The following is a 15,516-nucleotide window of genomic DNA, read 5'->3' on the forward strand; positions in this document are numbered from 1 at the left end:
ATAGTTGACTACCTATAGAAACTACGCGTATGATTTCTATACGGTCAATCCGGCCGCTAGGAGGCACACATGTCCAAGCGCATTCATGTGGTTCCCCATGGCCCGGGCTGGGCCACCCGCTCCGAGGGGGCCAGCCGGGTCGGCAGCACCCACGGCACCCAGACCGAGGCCACCGAGGCCGCCCGCCAGCAGGCCATCCGCGAGCGCGGCGAGGTCGTGATCCACCGGCCGAACGGCCGAATCCGCGACTCCAACAGCTACGGCAGCGATCCTTTCCCCCGAAAGGCTGACCCACTCATTCTCCTAACCGAGACTACGACTATGAACCAGCAAGACCAGAGCGAACCGCCCGACCAAGCCAACGACCGCCGCCAGAGCGCGGTGATCGTGAACGACCAGCCCATCGAACTCGGCGATCACACCCCGACCGGCGAGCAGATTCTGGCTGCAGCCAGGCTCCGCCCCGCGGCTGACTACGCCCTCCTGCGCTGGCCCGACAGCGGCCCGACCAACGAGGTGGCCCTCGATGACACCATAAAGCTGCCGCGCAGCGGCCCACTCCTCGCATTCTTCGCCATTAAGTCGGACAGGGTGTCCTACTTCACGCTGGACGAGGAGCGCTACGCCTGGGCTGGCCCGCTGGATGCGGACACCGTGCGCCGGATCGGTCGCGTCGAACCGGCGATGGAGCTCTGGCTTGAGCTCAGCGACCAGAAGGATCGCCTGGTCCAGCCGGGCGAGGTGATCGACCTCGACACGCCGGGCGTCGAGCGCCTCTACACCAAGCGCGCGGTCTGGCACCTGCGCGTGAATGACGAAGACACTGAGTGGCCGCAGCCGCGCGTCTTGGTGCGCGACGCGCTGACCGCAGCCGGCTTCGACGTGTCGCGGCCCTGGACGATGAAGTTCAAGGTGCAGGGTCAGCCGGTGCGCGCAGTGAACCTCGATGACGAGCTCGACCTCAGCCAAGCCGGCGTGGAGCGCCTGCGCGTCGCGCCCAGCGAGGTGAACAACGGCGACGGGCAGGACGCCCGCCGGGAGTTCAGTCTGCTCGCTGCGGACGCCGAGTTCCTCGACAGGCGCGGCCTGCACTGGCAGGCCGTCAACAGCGACGGGCAGTGGTTGATCGTGAGCGAATTCCCACTGCCGCCGGGCTACAACGCTGCCGCCTGCACCTTGGCCGTCCTGATTCCGCCGAGTTACCCGACGGCCGCGCTGGACATGTTCTTCTGCCACCCGCCGCTCAGCATCAACGGCCGCGTCCCGCCGCAGACCGAGCACCACCAGGCGATCGATGGCCGGAACTTCCAGCGTTGGTCGCGCCACCGCGGCGGCGCCAGCCAGTGGAACCCGGGCGTCGACAACCTCGCCTCCCACTTCGCGCTGATCGACGAGGCGCTGGCGCGGGAGGTCGGCGCGTGAAACGCAGCAGCACGCTTGTGATGGCGGGCGCCGACCACGACGTGCTTCGGGATCACCTGTTCCCCGGCGACGGCAAGGAAGCCGCCGCCATCTTGGTGTGCACGCGCGACGAGGGCCAGCGCTTGAAGCTCCTCGTCCGCGCGGTGGTTCCGGTTCCCCATGATGCTTGCCGGCGCAAGCCCGATCGCCTCACTTGGCCGACGTATGTGCTCGATGAGTGGCTCGACCGGACCGACGAGGAAGGACTCGCTCTGGTCCTGATCCACTCTCACCCCAGCGGCTATCCCGAGTTCTCGCCTCTGGATGACGCCTCCGACCAGGAGTTGATGCCCTACCTGTATCCCTACACACGCACCGACGCGCGGTGGCACGGTACGGCGATTATGCTTCCGGGCGGCGTGATCCGGGCACGCCTTTACGCCCGCGACATGACGCCCCAGCCTATCGACCTCGTCGCCGTCCACGGCGAGGAGATCAATCTCTGCTGGCACGACGATCCGCCTAGCCCGCCGATCCTCCCGTTCAGTGCCGAGATGCGCGCCGAGCTCTCGCGGCTCTCGGTGGCCATCGTCGGGATCTCGGGCACCGGGAGCCTCGTGGCCGAGATGCTGCTCCGGATGGGGGTCGGCGAGCTGATCGTGATTGACGACGATCGGGTCGAGCCCAAGAACCTCAACCGCATCCTCAACTCCACCGCCGCCGACGCGATCAACGGGCGATTGAAGGTGGATGTGTTCATGGACGCGGCTGCGCTGAGCCATCCCGGTACGCGCGTGATCGCGGTGCCGGAGCGAATCGGCACCTGGCCCGCAATCCGGGCTGCGGCTGACGCGGATATTCTTTTCTCGTGCGTGGACAGCGTGGACGGACGCCACATTGCCGACCGCCTCGCCGCGTCCATGCTCCAGCCGCTCTTCGATGTTGGCGTGAACATTCCTGTGTTCCACCCGCGTGGGCATATGAGGATCGCCAACATTTCTGGCCGTATCGACTTTATCCAGCCCGGCCGCTCGACCCTGCTCGACCGCCGCGTATACTCGCCCGAGCAGCTCGCTGCCGAGGATCTTCGCAGGCGAAACCCCGAAGCCTTCGCGCAGCAGGTGAAGGAGGGCTACATGCCTGGCAGCCATGAAGAAGCACCAGCCGTGATCTCGGTGAACATGCGCGCCGCGAGTATGGTGGTGCAGGAGCTGGTCGCGCGCCTCACGCCATATAGGAAGGACAACGGGCCCTACGCGCGAACCGAGTTCGATCTGGTGATCGAAGAGACCTCCCACGCGCCCGAGACCGAGTTCCCGGCCCAGCGGGCCTCGCAGACAGCGCTCGGCCTCGGCGCCCCACTGCTCGGCCTTCCGGCATTGGAGGATAAGCGGTGCGCATGATCTGGTGGGTCAAGGACTTCTTCCGCCAGCTGCTCGGCCGCCGGCGCATCGACATCCGCGTGCTGGATACGATTGGATATGACGCGCCTTCCAGCGTTCCGCCGAAGCGGCTTCTTCGCATGATGGATGAGGGCGAGGCATGGGCCGCGGTGATGGCTTGCCCATGCGGCTGCGGTGCGGTGATCGAGCTCCTGCTGTCTCCGACAGCGAGGCCTCGATGGAACCTCACTGCGCGCGGCGACTTGCCGACTCTTCATCCCTCAGTGTGGCGCAGCACCGGTTGCCGCTCGCACTTCTGGGTGCGCGATGGCCAGATCCATTGGGTGCGCTGATGCGCCGCTTCCAAGCCTCTCTAATCACGCCGCTCAGCTCGTGCTCTTTGGTGCCCCCACCCTCGCTCTCATCGGCCGCGTTCGTGGTGTGATCGTGATGCCGCTGAGCGCGGCGCATAGTATCTGCAGCGCACGAGCGGAGCGCGCATTGAAGAGTGAGCGCCCCTCGGCCAACAGGCACAGATGGTCGGATTCAAGGCAGAGTCAGGCGCGCTATTGCAACTCGTCGGATGCACGGAGCGATTCTGCGCGGTCAAGGACGGGTCTTTACTCAGTGTCGTGACGATCGACGAGATCGCCTGGCGGATCGACTCCGCTGACGAGTCCGCCGCCGAGTAGCGCCGCCCCGAGTAGCCAGAGACGCCGCTGCCTTTTCCCTCCAGTCGCCCTGCGCGGATTCGCCCGAAACTAGGCCAACGCGAACTCCGCCTCGCTCGCTTGTGTGCCGCGGCCAGCACGGGCCTATTGGACCCAGGCCTCGCGCGTCCCGCGGCGAAGGAGAGTAGCTGCGTTGAGCGGTGGACTGTGCTCAAGAAGGTCTGAGCCGGACAGCTCTGAACTTGGCTTTGCGAGGCCTCGACGTTCTGGCCGCGCCTCCATCTTCTCAGCAGGCCAGGCGCAAATTGCGCTCGGCCACTAGCCACGCGGCTGCTTACCCCCGATAAAGCCTCCTGATCACCTGCCCCGCGGGCTTCCGTTTCCGGCCGCAAACAGACATCAGTACTGCAAAGTGCAAGAGCGGCTTACTCCCTTACGCTCTCGATGAGCATATGGCGAATGGTCCGATTCTCCAGCTTAGAAACGATGGGACTATTGTCATCTACGTTGTCGTGAACGTGCATCCCGTCATTGTAGATGATGCCCAGGAGGTAGATGGTGTCGTCAACGTCGACACCATTTGCAACGGCAAAATCCAGCTTGTTCTTTGTCATCCGCTTGCCGAGGAAATCAGACTTCTGAACCGGGCCTTGGATTGCGTCATGGACAATCTTCTCAATCCTGACACGGACAAAGCAGCAGACCGCAAATGGATCATAGTTATCCGATTCGTTGACGTACTTATTCCACTCCGCTTCTGTGTAAGAATGGAATGCGATCGAATCTCCCCAGGACTCCTTCAAGCCAAGAGCTTGGAACTGCGTCGTCACGTCAACCGGTGACGGATCATAGTGCAGATAGTGGCGACCAAGGTCTTCTTTAATGGATGGATCTTCCCGCTTTGCGATGAGGGCGCGAAAGTCCTTGTTGATGGCTGGCTTGGACTTCTTCAGAAAATAGACCTTCTGACTAGCGAATGTGAAGTTCCTAAAGTAGTAAGGATTCAGATGCGTTAGAATTAGGGGGTACATGTTCCTTTGTTTTTCACGGACCTTCTTGATGAGCCTGGTGATGTAGTACTGGACCGCCACGAGATTGGCGTCATCTAGGTAATCAAACACCTCGTCAATGACGAGAATGATGTCGCGCGACGAGATTGATCGCTCAATCTTCCTCAACTCGGCCGCAAAGCATAGAGAGTCACGCTGGCCATTAGAGATATGCAAGGCTGGCGGGAACGAGACAACGAGACTCCCCTTGCGCTCAGTAGGCTTGACCCTTTTCCATGTAGAACCGAACGCTTTGATGATGTCCTCAAAGCTCTCCCTTTCGTTGACGTACGAAAGATACTTACACGCTTCCTTGAACGCCTTCTTGTTGCCTAGGTAGGTCAGCACCACCTGCAGACCTGATAGCAGAGCATCGATACGGGCTTGAGTGGGACCGGCAGCCATCGCCAAGAGATCAGCCAGCGCCTTGACGGCGTCTATCGCTTCAAGGCGTGGCGCGAGGGCACCGCCAGCCCACGCACGTATTTCGTCGGCGGTTCCGGCTTGGGCCTGAAGCAACGCGGTCATCTCTTCTATGTCGTTTTGAATGCGGACACCCGACACTTTGTCCATCACGCCATACAGATCAATCAAACCGTCGGCTAGCGTCGGGCTCCCGAGTGTCTTGCCGAGGTTCTGAAAAGCCTTGCCGGATAACCCAAAACGCGTGCGCATCTCCATCACGTCATAGGCATGTTGTGCCTTGGGGGGAATGGTCTGGACCAGCACCAGGTCACTGATCTCCAGCGATGCTGTTGCGGTCGTGAACTTGCCCATATTGTGCTTAGTGGCCTTTGCCCGAAGCCGGCTGGCGACCACATGGATATCAAAGAATTCCGAAATTGCGTTGCAGTTTCTGTCTGCAACGAGAGTGGAAGTCCCGTCATTCCGCCTGATGGTGAGGGTTAGTTTTGGTGCGAGCGATTCGTCTCCCAAGTGGAACTGATCCTTTGGGAGCTCTATTCGGTTGGTCTTGAGCGCGGCAAACGCCGCTGCAAGCGAACTTTTTCCGAACCCATTTGGAGCGACAAGGAGCGACGGCTTGTTAGGAATAATGTCGAGTTGAAACGTGCAACTCTTGATGCCCCTGATGTTCTCAATGTCTATAGATTTGAGCATCGCTTCCTCCTGCGAATGACGTAAGCGCCCGGCCAAACTATCGCGCGTCAGACTTCCATTGCACCAAGCAAATAGTGAGGGGGCGCCGCCACAACTGCCTCAAGAGCGCGATCGACGCCAGCCCCAAAGCACCGACTGCCCTGAGATCCCAGAGCAGTCTGTCAGCTATGGGTCGACTGCGGCATCCCTACCCCCGATAAATCAGTCTAATCCTCTGGCCAGCCCGACGTCCGCTCTCGGGCAGGAGCGGACACTCAGGTGCCAGTGGCCTTGCGGTCTAATCTGTTACTACTACCGCTTTGGCTTTTGCGTGAGCGCCGAACCTGCTGCTGTTCGTGCAGCCTTACTTGAGCCGGAGCTATTAAGCGCCTTGGAGGCCGCGGTAGCTGCGCGACTGGAAGTGGTATTTGTCGTGGTGCGCTGTGACAATGCAGAACCAGCGGCCGATTTGGCAGACTTGCTCGACCCACTGTCGCGCAGCACCTTCGATGCAGCTGATGCTGCGCGCTTACTTGTTACTTCCGACTTGGCCATCTTTGGTCTCCACTTGTTGTCTAAGTTTCTGGGCTATGTCGTTCGTCGAGGGCTCGTGTAATACGAAAAAGGCAATGATGATTAAGAGTGCAGTGAAGACGATAGAACCGATAACTCCGCCAAGAACGTTCATTCCCAGCTGAGGACCCCACCGCCCTAACTTCTGTATCTCAGCAACGACAATTCCCTGAGCAATTTCCTTACGATAGGCGTCATCGAATTCTTCCACGGCCTGAGCTCCGTAGGTATTCAGTGCCGCCTCTGCTTCGGCCTTTGCCCTAACGATAGCGCTCTGCGGCTGCGATTCGTACCATGCTTGAACGTCCGCGGTCGTCGGGGAGCTTCCCGACGTTTCTAATCGATGCTTTGCCCAATCGATTCGCTGCTGTTCGATGACTGCGAAGGCCAGAAGGCCTAGTAACCAATTCTCATCCGATTCGTCTACCAGTTCTCGGTAGATATCGTCTGGTCCCGAGTACTTCGGCATCTTGCCCCCCCCGGTTATGTTTGCGGAAGAGTCTGCCACACTCAACGACGTCGCGCGAGCGAGATCGGGTTGACAGGCAGACTAATGCCTCCGAGTGGAAAAGGCCTTGCAGCGGCCGCCGCAACCCAGAATGCGCCCAACGACACTGCTTATTACGTCACTTGCCTGCTATCCACTTCATTCCAGAGGCGCATCACCGCGATGGCTGGGCGCCCAGGTAGAGATGCGAGTGTCTTCGGCTTGATCGTCGATCTTGCGGGCAATCATTGGGGCGAGAGCCTCTCCGAGGAATAGCCGAGCAATTTCGCTTCAGCGTTGTCCAGCAAGTGATGGTGAGCCCCTCGAGCCCGGAATAACCTATCCCACCCTCGATAACGCTCCCTAATCAGCGTAATTCCATCTCATTTCTGGCCGAACAGGGAAAGTCCCGAGGGCCTGTTCACTTCCCTCGGAAAACAGCATCGCCAATTGACGATGGCGGGCGGAGTCAGGGGCCCCTTGCGAGCTCCAGAGTCTGAGCCGCTCCGTCCCTACCCAGCTCAACAACTTGGCGTAAGCACAGGTGAGACGGCGCAAACGGCGGTGAACACCAACGACACGCTATCTTTCTTGATCGTACGTATTGAAAGCTAGGTGCTCGATGTGGCGGCGTGGAGAGGCGTCAGAGCGCCCATCAAGGTCTCGCAACCACGACTGCATTCCCCTTACAGCTCAGCCCCAAGCAGGAGCTCGTGCGGCCTGACGCCGAGCCCGGCGGCCAGTCTGGCAAGAGTTGCAATAGTGATGTTCTTCTCGCCCCTCTCGATGGAGCTGTAGTAGGCACGATGCATTGAGATCGAGTCGGCAAAGCGTTCCTGGCTCCAGCCCTTAGCTGAACGCGCCGCACGAATTGCCAAGCCAAGTTTTTGAGCCAGAGAATCTTGCTGCATGCAGCAAAGCATTGTTCTCAGGCTACTTCTATCGCTACCACCATATAGGTAGACTACTTAAAGGTATCAGGCGAGTCTCGCTATGGCCTTGCTGCTCATTGACCCGGATTGCGACCTTTTGATCGCACTTGACGCGACATCGGGACTGCTTGATTCGCTGAAAGAGCAGTGGTCGCGACTACAGCACGATCCAGAGCGAGAATCGTTTGGTACACGGCTGAGCGGACGAATCCTCCCTATCCTTGCCGACTGCTTGGATTGGGACCTGAAACCCCCCACAAACGCCCAGATCAGCTTTGCTGTATCTATTGCCAAGAAGCTTCAGCTCGAAATCCCTGCCGGGGTTCTCCAGCGTCGAAGCGAGATGGCCGAGTTCTTGGATATGCACTGCCCGCTGCTACTCGCTCGGCCGCAATCCAGGAGGCGTTCGGTATCCCGCCAGCGATCGGGCGGGTAGCGCTGTGCCCATCAGCGCGTACACGCTGGAGCCAGATACAGCTTAAGAGAAGCAGATGAGAAATTTCGCGAGACCAAGCTGGCCGGACTGCTAATTCCTGGGTCACCGTCGCCTCCCCCTCCGTGGACGGCTCATATGCTTCCTCGGTGCCAATGATGCCGCAATCTCAGCAATCTGCGAGCCACCCTCATGGGGCCGCCGTTTACGCCAGCGCGCATCGAGCCAATGCCATGCTTCGCGCGGCCACTTAGGTAGGGCAGACGATGCGCCTTCCCGCATTGCGACCCAGGCTTGCCACGCGGAGAACAACGCCGACATTCGATCCCCAGGGCTCAGCATGCCCGCTCTACCTGGGCAGCCGGGCTTTTGCAGACGGCTAGGCACCCCCGGTCCCAGCCAGCCCTTCTCCGTCAGAAACCATTTGCTTCCCACGCCAGCAATCAGACCCGAGGTAGGACTCCAATTCCTCGTCGCGGCAAGCAGCAGATCGCGGCGAAAGCGATGTTCAGTCACAGCGAGGGAGCCGTCGTCGCGCCACTCACGCAGCCAGTGGTGCCACGCGAGCAACTCGGGGTCACTACCTACATCGATACACTTGGACGTCGATCTGTAATTGAGCAAAAGCATGTGCTCATCACAGCAGATGCTCCTCACATCCAGCCACTTGGTCAGAACCGGGTAGCGGAATCCGAACGGACCGTTAATCACGCAGCGAGGGCAATAGATCTCCCGCCAGGCAGGGGCGATTCGAAGGTCAATGGGGATCTCTGTCACTTGGCCCAGGCCTGCCGGCAGCCTCGTCCAAACCTTCTTGTCTGCTTGGCGCTCTGGCTCTGCATGATCCAGTGCGCACCACGCCCACCAATCATCGGCGTCCAATCCAAGACGAACTCGAGTCGCCTCTAGCCACGACTGAACACTCTCGCCCGGAAACACCTTTGCCCACACCGGGAGGTCAGAAATCTCCATGCTGGGTACCCTCCCCCACGTAACCGCGGCTAAGTGCAAGGTCGAGTACCTGAACGTCAATACGTGACAGCCCCCGCTCATCTGCAATGCGCTTCGCGCCTGAAATTACCTCAAGAATCCTCGAAGTAGTGCAACATCCACGGGCGATCATCCATCGAACTATCACTTGGTCATTGAGCCCTGATGGCTGTGGCAATGCGAGTTCGATTTCAATGCTTGCCAGAAAGGAGCGAAACGACTGGGACTCAGTCCAAGTAGGGATCTCGATACGGGTAAAACGGGACTGCAACTGTTCATCGGCAGCCAGCACGTTCACAAGATTCATGGTTGATGCGATAGAAACAGTCATACCGCGATTGGTGATCGCTTTGATGAAGGCTAACGTCTGCTGTTGCGTTGACCGACCCGCGTTTAGAAGATTTCCTGCCTCATCTATGAGGATTTGGCGCACCCCGGATGAGGAAAGGAGGGTGAGAGCGGTCTCGCACAACGCAGAGGGTCTGCGCACGGGATAGCCGCCTGGCAAGCATGCGTCAATGATCGAGCGCGCCAACTTGCCGTGGTGCCCGTCGTAGGGCGCCTCCACATAGATCACTTCTCTCTGCCTCGTACCGGCTTCGTTCGACTGGGGCGCTACTTGCTCCAGGTAGTGCATCTGAAGGCGGGTCTTACCTGCGCCGGGACCTGCCGCAAGGTGAACACACTTGGGTCGATCACGACCGGCTTCATGACGCCGAAGGTGGCTGACCAATTTAAGGTAGGAAACTGCAGCAGGATGCGGAATAAATCGGAACGAATGTTCAAGTCCAATTGATGCACCACGTTGCTCGCGTATCGCAGGGCTGCTGGTTGGATGAGGGGACATCTTCATTCGATCACCCCGTCATCCCAATTGAATGCTTGCACTTCCTGGGTGTAGTCCGCAGCCGGCGGAACTGAAGTGCATGCAACCACAGGGGTGCGCGCAATCTTCTTTCTAGCGGCCTTTGAAGATGCCTCTGCCTGGACCTGAATACTCCTCTGCCTTCGGATCGACTCGAACATCTCGCTCTCCTCGGAGGCAGTCTTACCTCTTTGCCTAGCTTCCGCCCTGGCCTCCCGTAGCTCCCAAAGCGAGAATTCGCCTTGCGACCTATCGAGCAATGGAACATCGATGTATCCATCCCCCTGCCGCAGATACACCTTGCTGAGGTCGCGCTGGCTGTAATGGACCTCATGATTCTTCTGATCGTTGATCAGAGGAGTCAGGCACGGGTCCCAGTAGCGGAGTCCGTGCAACACAATCCCAGTACGACTGACTCGCCTTGATACGGAAGGATAGAAGCCGATTACAAATGCCCGCGCGTCGCCGATGATAGGGGGAATGGTTGGGCTTCCATCGCTAGCCTTCCATGCGGCCTCCCAAGCTGCTGCCGGCGTCAATCCCCCAAGCCCTTTATGCGGTCGATGGTGGTACTGGCCCGCAATCTCCTCCGCAAGCCATCGTTCGAGATCGTGAAAAGACATCGTCGCGCGCTTCTCGGATTGATAGCTCCCCCTAGCCTTCACGTTGGAAAACGTCGTGCCCGGCAGAAGATGCACTGCGCCCATCATTGTGCCAATCACACGCTCGACGTAGGCACCGTAGTGAGGACTCCTCACCGGCCTCTCCTGAATGCGAATACCGTAGCGCTCGCACTGAGCCTTCACGTCCTTTGCCTGGAATGTCTTTGCATTGTCCCAGTGGATGCACTCGATCTTGCCGAACATCGGGTACGAGACGTCCACGCCCAGACGCTTCAGCCACGGCTGCTTTGGAAAGGATGCGTGCTCCAGTGCATGGGCTACAGAAGTTTGATTCGGCGTATCAAAGCTCAGGTAATAGCCCAAGATGCACCGTGTGTGCACGTCGATCGCAACCGTAATCCATGGCCTACCTATGGGCTTTCGAGTACTCGCGGATACGACAATCAAATCGACTAATGCATGATCGATCTGAACCGCCTCAAGAGGCCTTGATACCGTTAAACCCTTAACGGACGGTGCCTGTAGAGCGTGCGCATCGTGGCCCCCTAATCTTTTCTTCGCCACCACCATGGGATCGCGCGCGGCGATCCGAGCGCGCACTGCTTTTCTCCCTGGTGCTTGAACCCCCGCCTCCCTTGCCAACAACTCAACCCGCCTCAACACTGCGACAAGGGGACGACGCTCTCGCGTCAGATGCACCTCTTCGATAGCGGCATCAATTAGGCTTTCGACCAGGGGTGACAAGCGCCGACTGCCCACGCATGGCCCAGGTGTCGATGTCAGCTGAGATGCGGGAATAGGATTCTCGCGATAGGCCTTCAGACGTCTCCTTACGGTCTTGGGACTGACACCCATTTCGCCTGCAACTTGTATGAGATCGGCTTTTCGTACGGCGCCATCGCATGTCGCTATGACTCGGCCAAGCACCTCACTCCACCTGACGGCCTGACGTTCTTTTTCGGGATCGCCATCACTCGGCGCCCTAATGGTCTTCCGCGGAGTTTCGACCATGTATGGCGCGATCATGCTGACATCAGCCCATACCAACTCTGCTGTGCCCTCGACCTTTAGATGGATTCGATCATGGGAGTGGACGCCCACAACTCTGACCGCTCGCCCCTGATATACCGCGAGCAACCCCACCTTAATCCGCAAATCTGGGCCAATCCTTTTCACTCGTTTCAATGCCGCCATCTTTCAGCCCTCAGACCGAAGACAACAGCCGTCCAACCCTCTTGACGACGGGAGATCAAAGTGGGAGGCTGAACGCAATCGGGGACCAAACCGATGTTCAATAAATGGCTCGGGCGCCCACCCGAGCCATTTCTCGTTCAAGCCTGGACGGCTGCCGAATCAGGCCATGCTATGAATTCCGTCGCCTTGGATTCCGTGTGATAGCACAGTGCCGAGGCGAGGGCAACGCAACTCATTGAAAGATATAGTTTTTAGACTATTTTTCCGAAAATTTTGTCACTTTTCACGGCTGAGGGGGGCGTCGCGACACATCTAATCAGGCGCGTTTCTGCATGTTCCGAGTTCGTGTCCCTGGCCTTTGGCTTGCACTAAGATCATGTCCCTGCAGCACAGATCATCTTCGCAATGTGTTGCAAAGTTGGATTGCCCCATTGCAAGTCAATGTTTTCTGTAGCTATTTGTCAGGGACATTAATTAGGAACACTGACAAGCCTTGTCATCACCGTTGACGTCCCGCATGAATTCCGGCGCCTTCTTGCCCCACATACTCCTGACCGACTTTCCACGTCACACGACTCCGTAAAATAGCCCCATCAGAAAAACAAGATGACCCACGTAATAGAAATAAAACGTACTGCGGGTGCGTGGAATAGGAATGTTTATGCGTGCAAGCAACAGCAGAGGCAATACCAATAGCGCCCAGAACGTATCGCTAAAGAAGCAAATTAGCGACACCGGCAGTACAAGCAACACCAGCGCAGAGATTCCTTTCGATAATCTCCATTGCCAAGGATTGCGCCAGAACACCCAGCCGCCCAGCACGACGGCCACGCCAGCCCATCGATAATCGACCGCTGCCGGTACAAGCAATACGCACACTGCCAAAAACACCCATTGACGTCGTTCGATTGCCAGGATGCACACAGCCGCTAACGCAAACGACAACAGCACATTCAGCGGGAATACGCGTTGAAATGCGATCGCCACCACAGGCGTTGCGATGATGCCCCACAGAAACAAGCGCTTGACCGATTTTTCTATATCGGCGTTCGGTTGAGCAAGGTTGTAGGCCAGAACCAGCGCAAACAACGGAAAGGCCACACGCCCCAATTCGGCAACACCCGGGACGTAACCCAGCCCCAGAATCTTCAAGGCGTGATCGCCCGTCATGAAGACGGCAGCCAGCCATTTCAAAAACTCACGGCCGCCACTGGTCATTGAGACGTTTCGCCTTGGTCGCCGCAAACGCCGTGGCACCCACCCACCAGCTGGAGGCGCATTGACGCACGGTGTTGATGTAAGCGCGTGCCCCGCTTCGCTCCATCGAGCTGTGCTGGACGCTCATCGTGCAGCACCCTCATTCGCCCTCACGGCGCACCGCCCCCTTGTCCTCCTGCAGCTCCCGCTTGAACGGTACATCCGGCGGCGGTCGCGCGGTGGCGGGCTGATCGTTGAGGTTGGGGTCGCTCAGGCCGCAGCCGCCGCCGAATTGCAGCAACGACACGACGCAGCTGATCTTGGTGGTGGTGCCCGGAATCGGGATCTCGATCTTCTTCAAGCCGCGGCGCACCCATTCCTGCAGCAGCGACTGGTTCGGCATCCAGTACTTATCCAGCGAGGTCGGCGTGTAGCCGTACGGCGGGCGCTTGAGCCAGGTGCCGCCTTGGGCGATCTGGTCGCGGGTCCAGGTGTCGGTGTCGCTGCCGGGCGGCCCTCGGTCGCCGGCTCCCTTGCCGGCATCGCCTGCCCCCGCCACGCGCACGCTGCCGTCACTATTGAACATGCCATCGCGCTGGCCGTTGGCGCCGGTGGTTTCGCCACGGCGGTTGCGGTCGGATTTGCTCCAGTCGTCGGCATTGGCAGCGACGTCCCAGCCGCCGCTGCGGTCCGCCGCTGCTGGCCCGGCAGCGGTATTGGTCGCGGGCTTGGTTGACGAAGACGCTGCGGCAGCGCTGTTGCTGGACTGCTCTGATTTGGCCGATGACGCTGTTGCCTGCGGCGCGGATGTAGCGGGTGCCGGCTGCGGAACGGAGGCGTTCGCTGTCGATGTAGGCGGTGCCGACGTCGGTGCGGCAGTTGCCGGTGCGGTTGGCGCCACAGGCGCCGGCATAGGTGCCGGCTCCGGCACGTTGGGCAGTTCCGCGGCGCGCACCGCCACCTCGGGCATGCGCACGGTTGGAGTGACTTCCCTGGGACGCATCGTCGGTGCTGCAACCTGCGGCCGGTCCGGCACCACGACTTCGCGTTCGCGCACGGCAGGTGCATCGGCTGATCGCACGGCGACGGCTGCGGCCGGGCGCTGCAATTCGCGCAGCTGCGGCCGGTCGGTCACGGTCTGGATCTCGCGCTGACGCACCTCCACTTGCGGCGCGGTCGGCGTCATCGCTCGCGGCGCCACGGTGATGCTGGGCGGTGGAGGAACCACAAACTCGTTGGTGGCGACCGCAGTTTCGGTCACCTGCAGCGGTGATTCGATCGTCACTTCCGGCACCTGCACCGTCACTTGCGGCACCTCCGGTGTCACCGGCTCGCTGGCAGCGGCGGTGACCGGCTCCGGCGCGCTTTCCTGCGCCTGCGCAGCGCTGGTTGCATCGACAGGCTCGGCGGCAGCCTGCGGCGGTACCGATGCGGGCGTCGTCGGTTGTGCAGACTCACCACGGGACGCACCCGCACTGGCCTGCTGCGCGGCGGCAGCGTCGGCGGACGCCGCCTGTGCCGCCGCCGAAGGTTCTGCGTGCCCTCCCCCTGCTCCGCTGCGCCGTCGCCGATGAAGGTCATGCGCACACGCGACTCTTCGCCCGGTTTGGTGTCGTCCGGCGCCCAACGCACGGTGACCACCCAGATCAGCAGCGCGATGAAGCCGATGTGGATCAACAGACTGCCCAGCAGCGCGAGCCAGTGTTGCCGGCGCTGATCGGTCGGGCGTGGCTCCCAGTGCTGCCACCACAGGCTGCGAAATGCCTGGAACGGCGTCAGCGTCGCTGCAGTGCCTGCGCCATGGACGGCGGATGGACGTCCCAACAGCACATCCATCACCTGATCGTCGTTGAACGGTGCCGCCGCGCCGTCGCGGTTGCGCATCCAGATCGCCCACCCGTATGGCAGGCCGGTGCGCCGATCCAGAATGAGCTTGGCAGGCATGCGCGCGCGCAGCGCCTGCAGCAGATCGGCAGCCGTTGTCACCGGTGACGCGGAATCAGGCCGCGCTGTCGCGCGGAATGTACGGTGCGTCGCCGGTGGCGTGGTCGGTGGCATCGCGCACCGCAATCACGCCGGGTACGCGTCCCATCAAGGTCTTTTCGATGCCCTGCTTCAGCGTGACATCGGCCATGCCGCAGCCGTGGCAACCGCCGCCGAAGCGCAGCAGCACCACGCCGTCGGCCGAGACTTCCTGTACGGCCACACGTCCGCCGTGCGATGCCAGCTGCGGGTTGATCTCGTTTTCCACCACCCAGCGCACGCGCTCCACCATCGAGGCAGAATCCGCTGGCGCTTCGCCCTTGATCTTGGGCGCCTTGATGGTCAACTGCTGGTTGCCGGTGGACTGGGTGACGTAGTCGACCTCGGCACCATCCACCCACGGCACGCTGGCGGCGGCCACGTACAGCGTGAAGCCATCGCAGTCGATGGCCCACTCGTCGCCGCTCAGGTCCGCAGGCTCTGCGAACTCAAGCCTGGCATCTGCGCGAGGGGTGCCTGGGTCCACCGCGCTCAGGCGAACGCCCATGCCGGGCACGCCTTCGCGTTCGATGAGCTTGCGGAAATAGGTTTGGGCTTTGTCGGATATCTGGATCATGCGGGTTATTCTACCGCTCAAA

Annotated in this window: 11 protein-coding genes and 1 pseudogene; 4 read left to right on the plus strand and 8 right to left on the minus strand. The window is 60.3% G+C overall.

All coding sequences use genetic code 11. The features are described 5' to 3' along the window. The first annotated feature begins 69 nt into the window (after nt 1-69). Genes ACZZ0O_RS17110 through ACZZ0O_RS17120 form a run of 3 tightly spaced genes read left to right on the plus strand, consistent with a single transcriptional unit; the run spans nt 70 to nt 3,136 of the window. Nucleotides 70-1,422, plus strand: coding sequence for a multiubiquitin domain-containing protein (locus tag ACZZ0O_RS17110; protein ID WP_463591356.1), 1,353 nt, complete (start codon nt 70-72; stop codon nt 1,420-1,422). After that, on the plus strand, nt 1,419-2,804 hold the full coding sequence (locus ACZZ0O_RS17115; protein WP_463591357.1) for a ThiF family adenylyltransferase: 1,386 nt from the start codon (nt 1,419-1,421) through the stop codon (nt 2,802-2,804). Before ACZZ0O_RS17110 ends, ACZZ0O_RS17115 begins: the two co-directional genes overlap by 4 nt. After that, a complete protein-coding gene (locus ACZZ0O_RS17120; RefSeq protein WP_463591358.1) occupies nt 2,801-3,136 on the plus strand; it encodes a ubiquitination-like system serine protease family protein in 336 nt (111 codons plus the stop codon). Before ACZZ0O_RS17115 ends, ACZZ0O_RS17120 begins: the two co-directional genes overlap by 4 nt. A 743-nt stretch (nt 3,137-3,879) precedes the next feature. On the opposite strand, the gene ACZZ0O_RS17125 is transcribed toward ACZZ0O_RS17120, so the two are convergent. The 3 genes from ACZZ0O_RS17125 to ACZZ0O_RS17135 form a co-directional block, all read right to left on the minus strand. Beyond that, nucleotides 3,880-5,622, minus strand: coding sequence for a hypothetical protein (locus ACZZ0O_RS17125; protein WP_463591359.1), 1,743 nt, complete (start codon nt 5,620-5,622; stop codon nt 3,880-3,882). A 508-nt stretch (nt 5,623-6,130) separates the two neighbouring features. After that, nucleotides 6,131-6,643 (minus strand): hypothetical protein, encoded by a 513-nt coding sequence (locus ACZZ0O_RS17130; protein ID WP_463591360.1) that lies wholly within the window; start codon nt 6,641-6,643, stop codon nt 6,131-6,133. A 704-nt stretch (nt 6,644-7,347) separates the two neighbouring features. Then, entirely contained in the window at nt 7,348-7,572 is a 225-nt protein-coding gene (locus ACZZ0O_RS17135; protein ID WP_268211560.1) for a helix-turn-helix domain-containing protein, read from the minus strand. Nucleotides 7,573-7,654: 82 nt separating this feature from the next. Here ACZZ0O_RS17135 and ACZZ0O_RS17140 point away from each other — a divergent pair, with 82 nt between their 5' ends. After that, complete coding sequence (locus ACZZ0O_RS17140) at nt 7,655-8,029, plus strand: hypothetical protein (RefSeq protein WP_463591361.1); 375 nt, start codon at nt 7,655-7,657, stop codon at nt 8,027-8,029. A 955-nt stretch (nt 8,030-8,984) separates the two neighbouring features. Here the strand turns inward: ACZZ0O_RS17140 and ACZZ0O_RS17145 are convergent. From ACZZ0O_RS17145 to ACZZ0O_RS17165, 5 genes and pseudogenes are all read right to left on the minus strand, one after another. Next, complete coding sequence (locus tag ACZZ0O_RS17145) at nt 8,985-9,869, minus strand: TniB family NTP-binding protein (protein WP_463591362.1); 885 nt, start codon at nt 9,867-9,869, stop codon at nt 8,985-8,987. After that, nucleotides 9,866-10,765 (minus strand): Mu transposase C-terminal domain-containing protein, encoded by a 900-nt coding sequence (locus tag ACZZ0O_RS17150; RefSeq protein WP_463602944.1) that lies wholly within the window; start codon nt 10,763-10,765, stop codon nt 9,866-9,868. Before ACZZ0O_RS17150 ends, ACZZ0O_RS17145 begins: the two co-directional genes overlap by 4 nt. Nucleotides 10,766-12,265: 1,500 nt before the next feature. Beyond that, entirely contained in the window at nt 12,266-12,916 is a 651-nt protein-coding gene (locus ACZZ0O_RS17155; protein ID WP_463591364.1) for a TraX family protein, read from the minus strand. 139 nt (nt 12,917-13,055) lie between these two features. Further along, nucleotides 13,056-14,881: pseudogene (locus ACZZ0O_RS17160) on the minus strand (transmembrane repetitive protein). Between the two features lie 13 nt (nt 14,882-14,894). After that, nucleotides 14,895-15,494 carry an NfuA family Fe-S biogenesis protein gene (locus tag ACZZ0O_RS17165; protein ID WP_055854241.1) on the minus strand — a complete coding sequence of 200 codons (600 nt, stop codon included), beginning with the start codon at nt 15,492-15,494 and terminating at the stop codon, nt 14,895-14,897. Nucleotides 15,495-15,516: the final 22 nt, after the last annotated feature.

The sequence above is a fragment of the Xanthomonas sp. AC360 genome (assembly GCF_979258225.1).

Excerpts from the sequence above, each read along its gene's own strand:
- ACZZ0O_RS17110 (WP_463591356.1), top strand. The coding sequence starts at position 70 with ATGTCCAAGCGCATTCATGTGGTTCCCCATGGCCCGGGCTGGGCCACC.
- ACZZ0O_RS17120 (WP_463591358.1), top strand. The coding sequence starts at position 2,801 with ATGATCTGGTGGGTCAAGGACTTCTTCCGCCAGCTGCTCGGCCGCCGG.
- ACZZ0O_RS17125 (WP_463591359.1), bottom strand. The coding sequence starts at position 5,622 with ATGCTCAAATCTATAGACATTGAGAACATCAGGGGCATCAAGAGTTGC.
- ACZZ0O_RS17130 (WP_463591360.1), bottom strand. The coding sequence starts at position 6,643 with ATGCCGAAGTACTCGGGACCAGACGATATCTACCGAGAACTGGTAGAC.
- ACZZ0O_RS17135 (WP_268211560.1), bottom strand. The coding sequence starts at position 7,572 with ATGCAGCAAGATTCTCTGGCTCAAAAACTTGGCTTGGCAATTCGTGCG.
- ACZZ0O_RS17140 (WP_463591361.1), top strand. The coding sequence starts at position 7,655 with ATGGCCTTGCTGCTCATTGACCCGGATTGCGACCTTTTGATCGCACTT.
- ACZZ0O_RS17145 (WP_463591362.1), bottom strand. The coding sequence starts at position 9,869 with ATGAAGATGTCCCCTCATCCAACCAGCAGCCCTGCGATACGCGAGCAA.
- ACZZ0O_RS17155 (WP_463591364.1), bottom strand. The coding sequence starts at position 12,916 with ATGACCAGTGGCGGCCGTGAGTTTTTGAAATGGCTGGCTGCCGTCTTC.
- ACZZ0O_RS17165 (WP_055854241.1), bottom strand. The coding sequence starts at position 15,494 with ATGATCCAGATATCCGACAAAGCCCAAACCTATTTCCGCAAGCTCATC.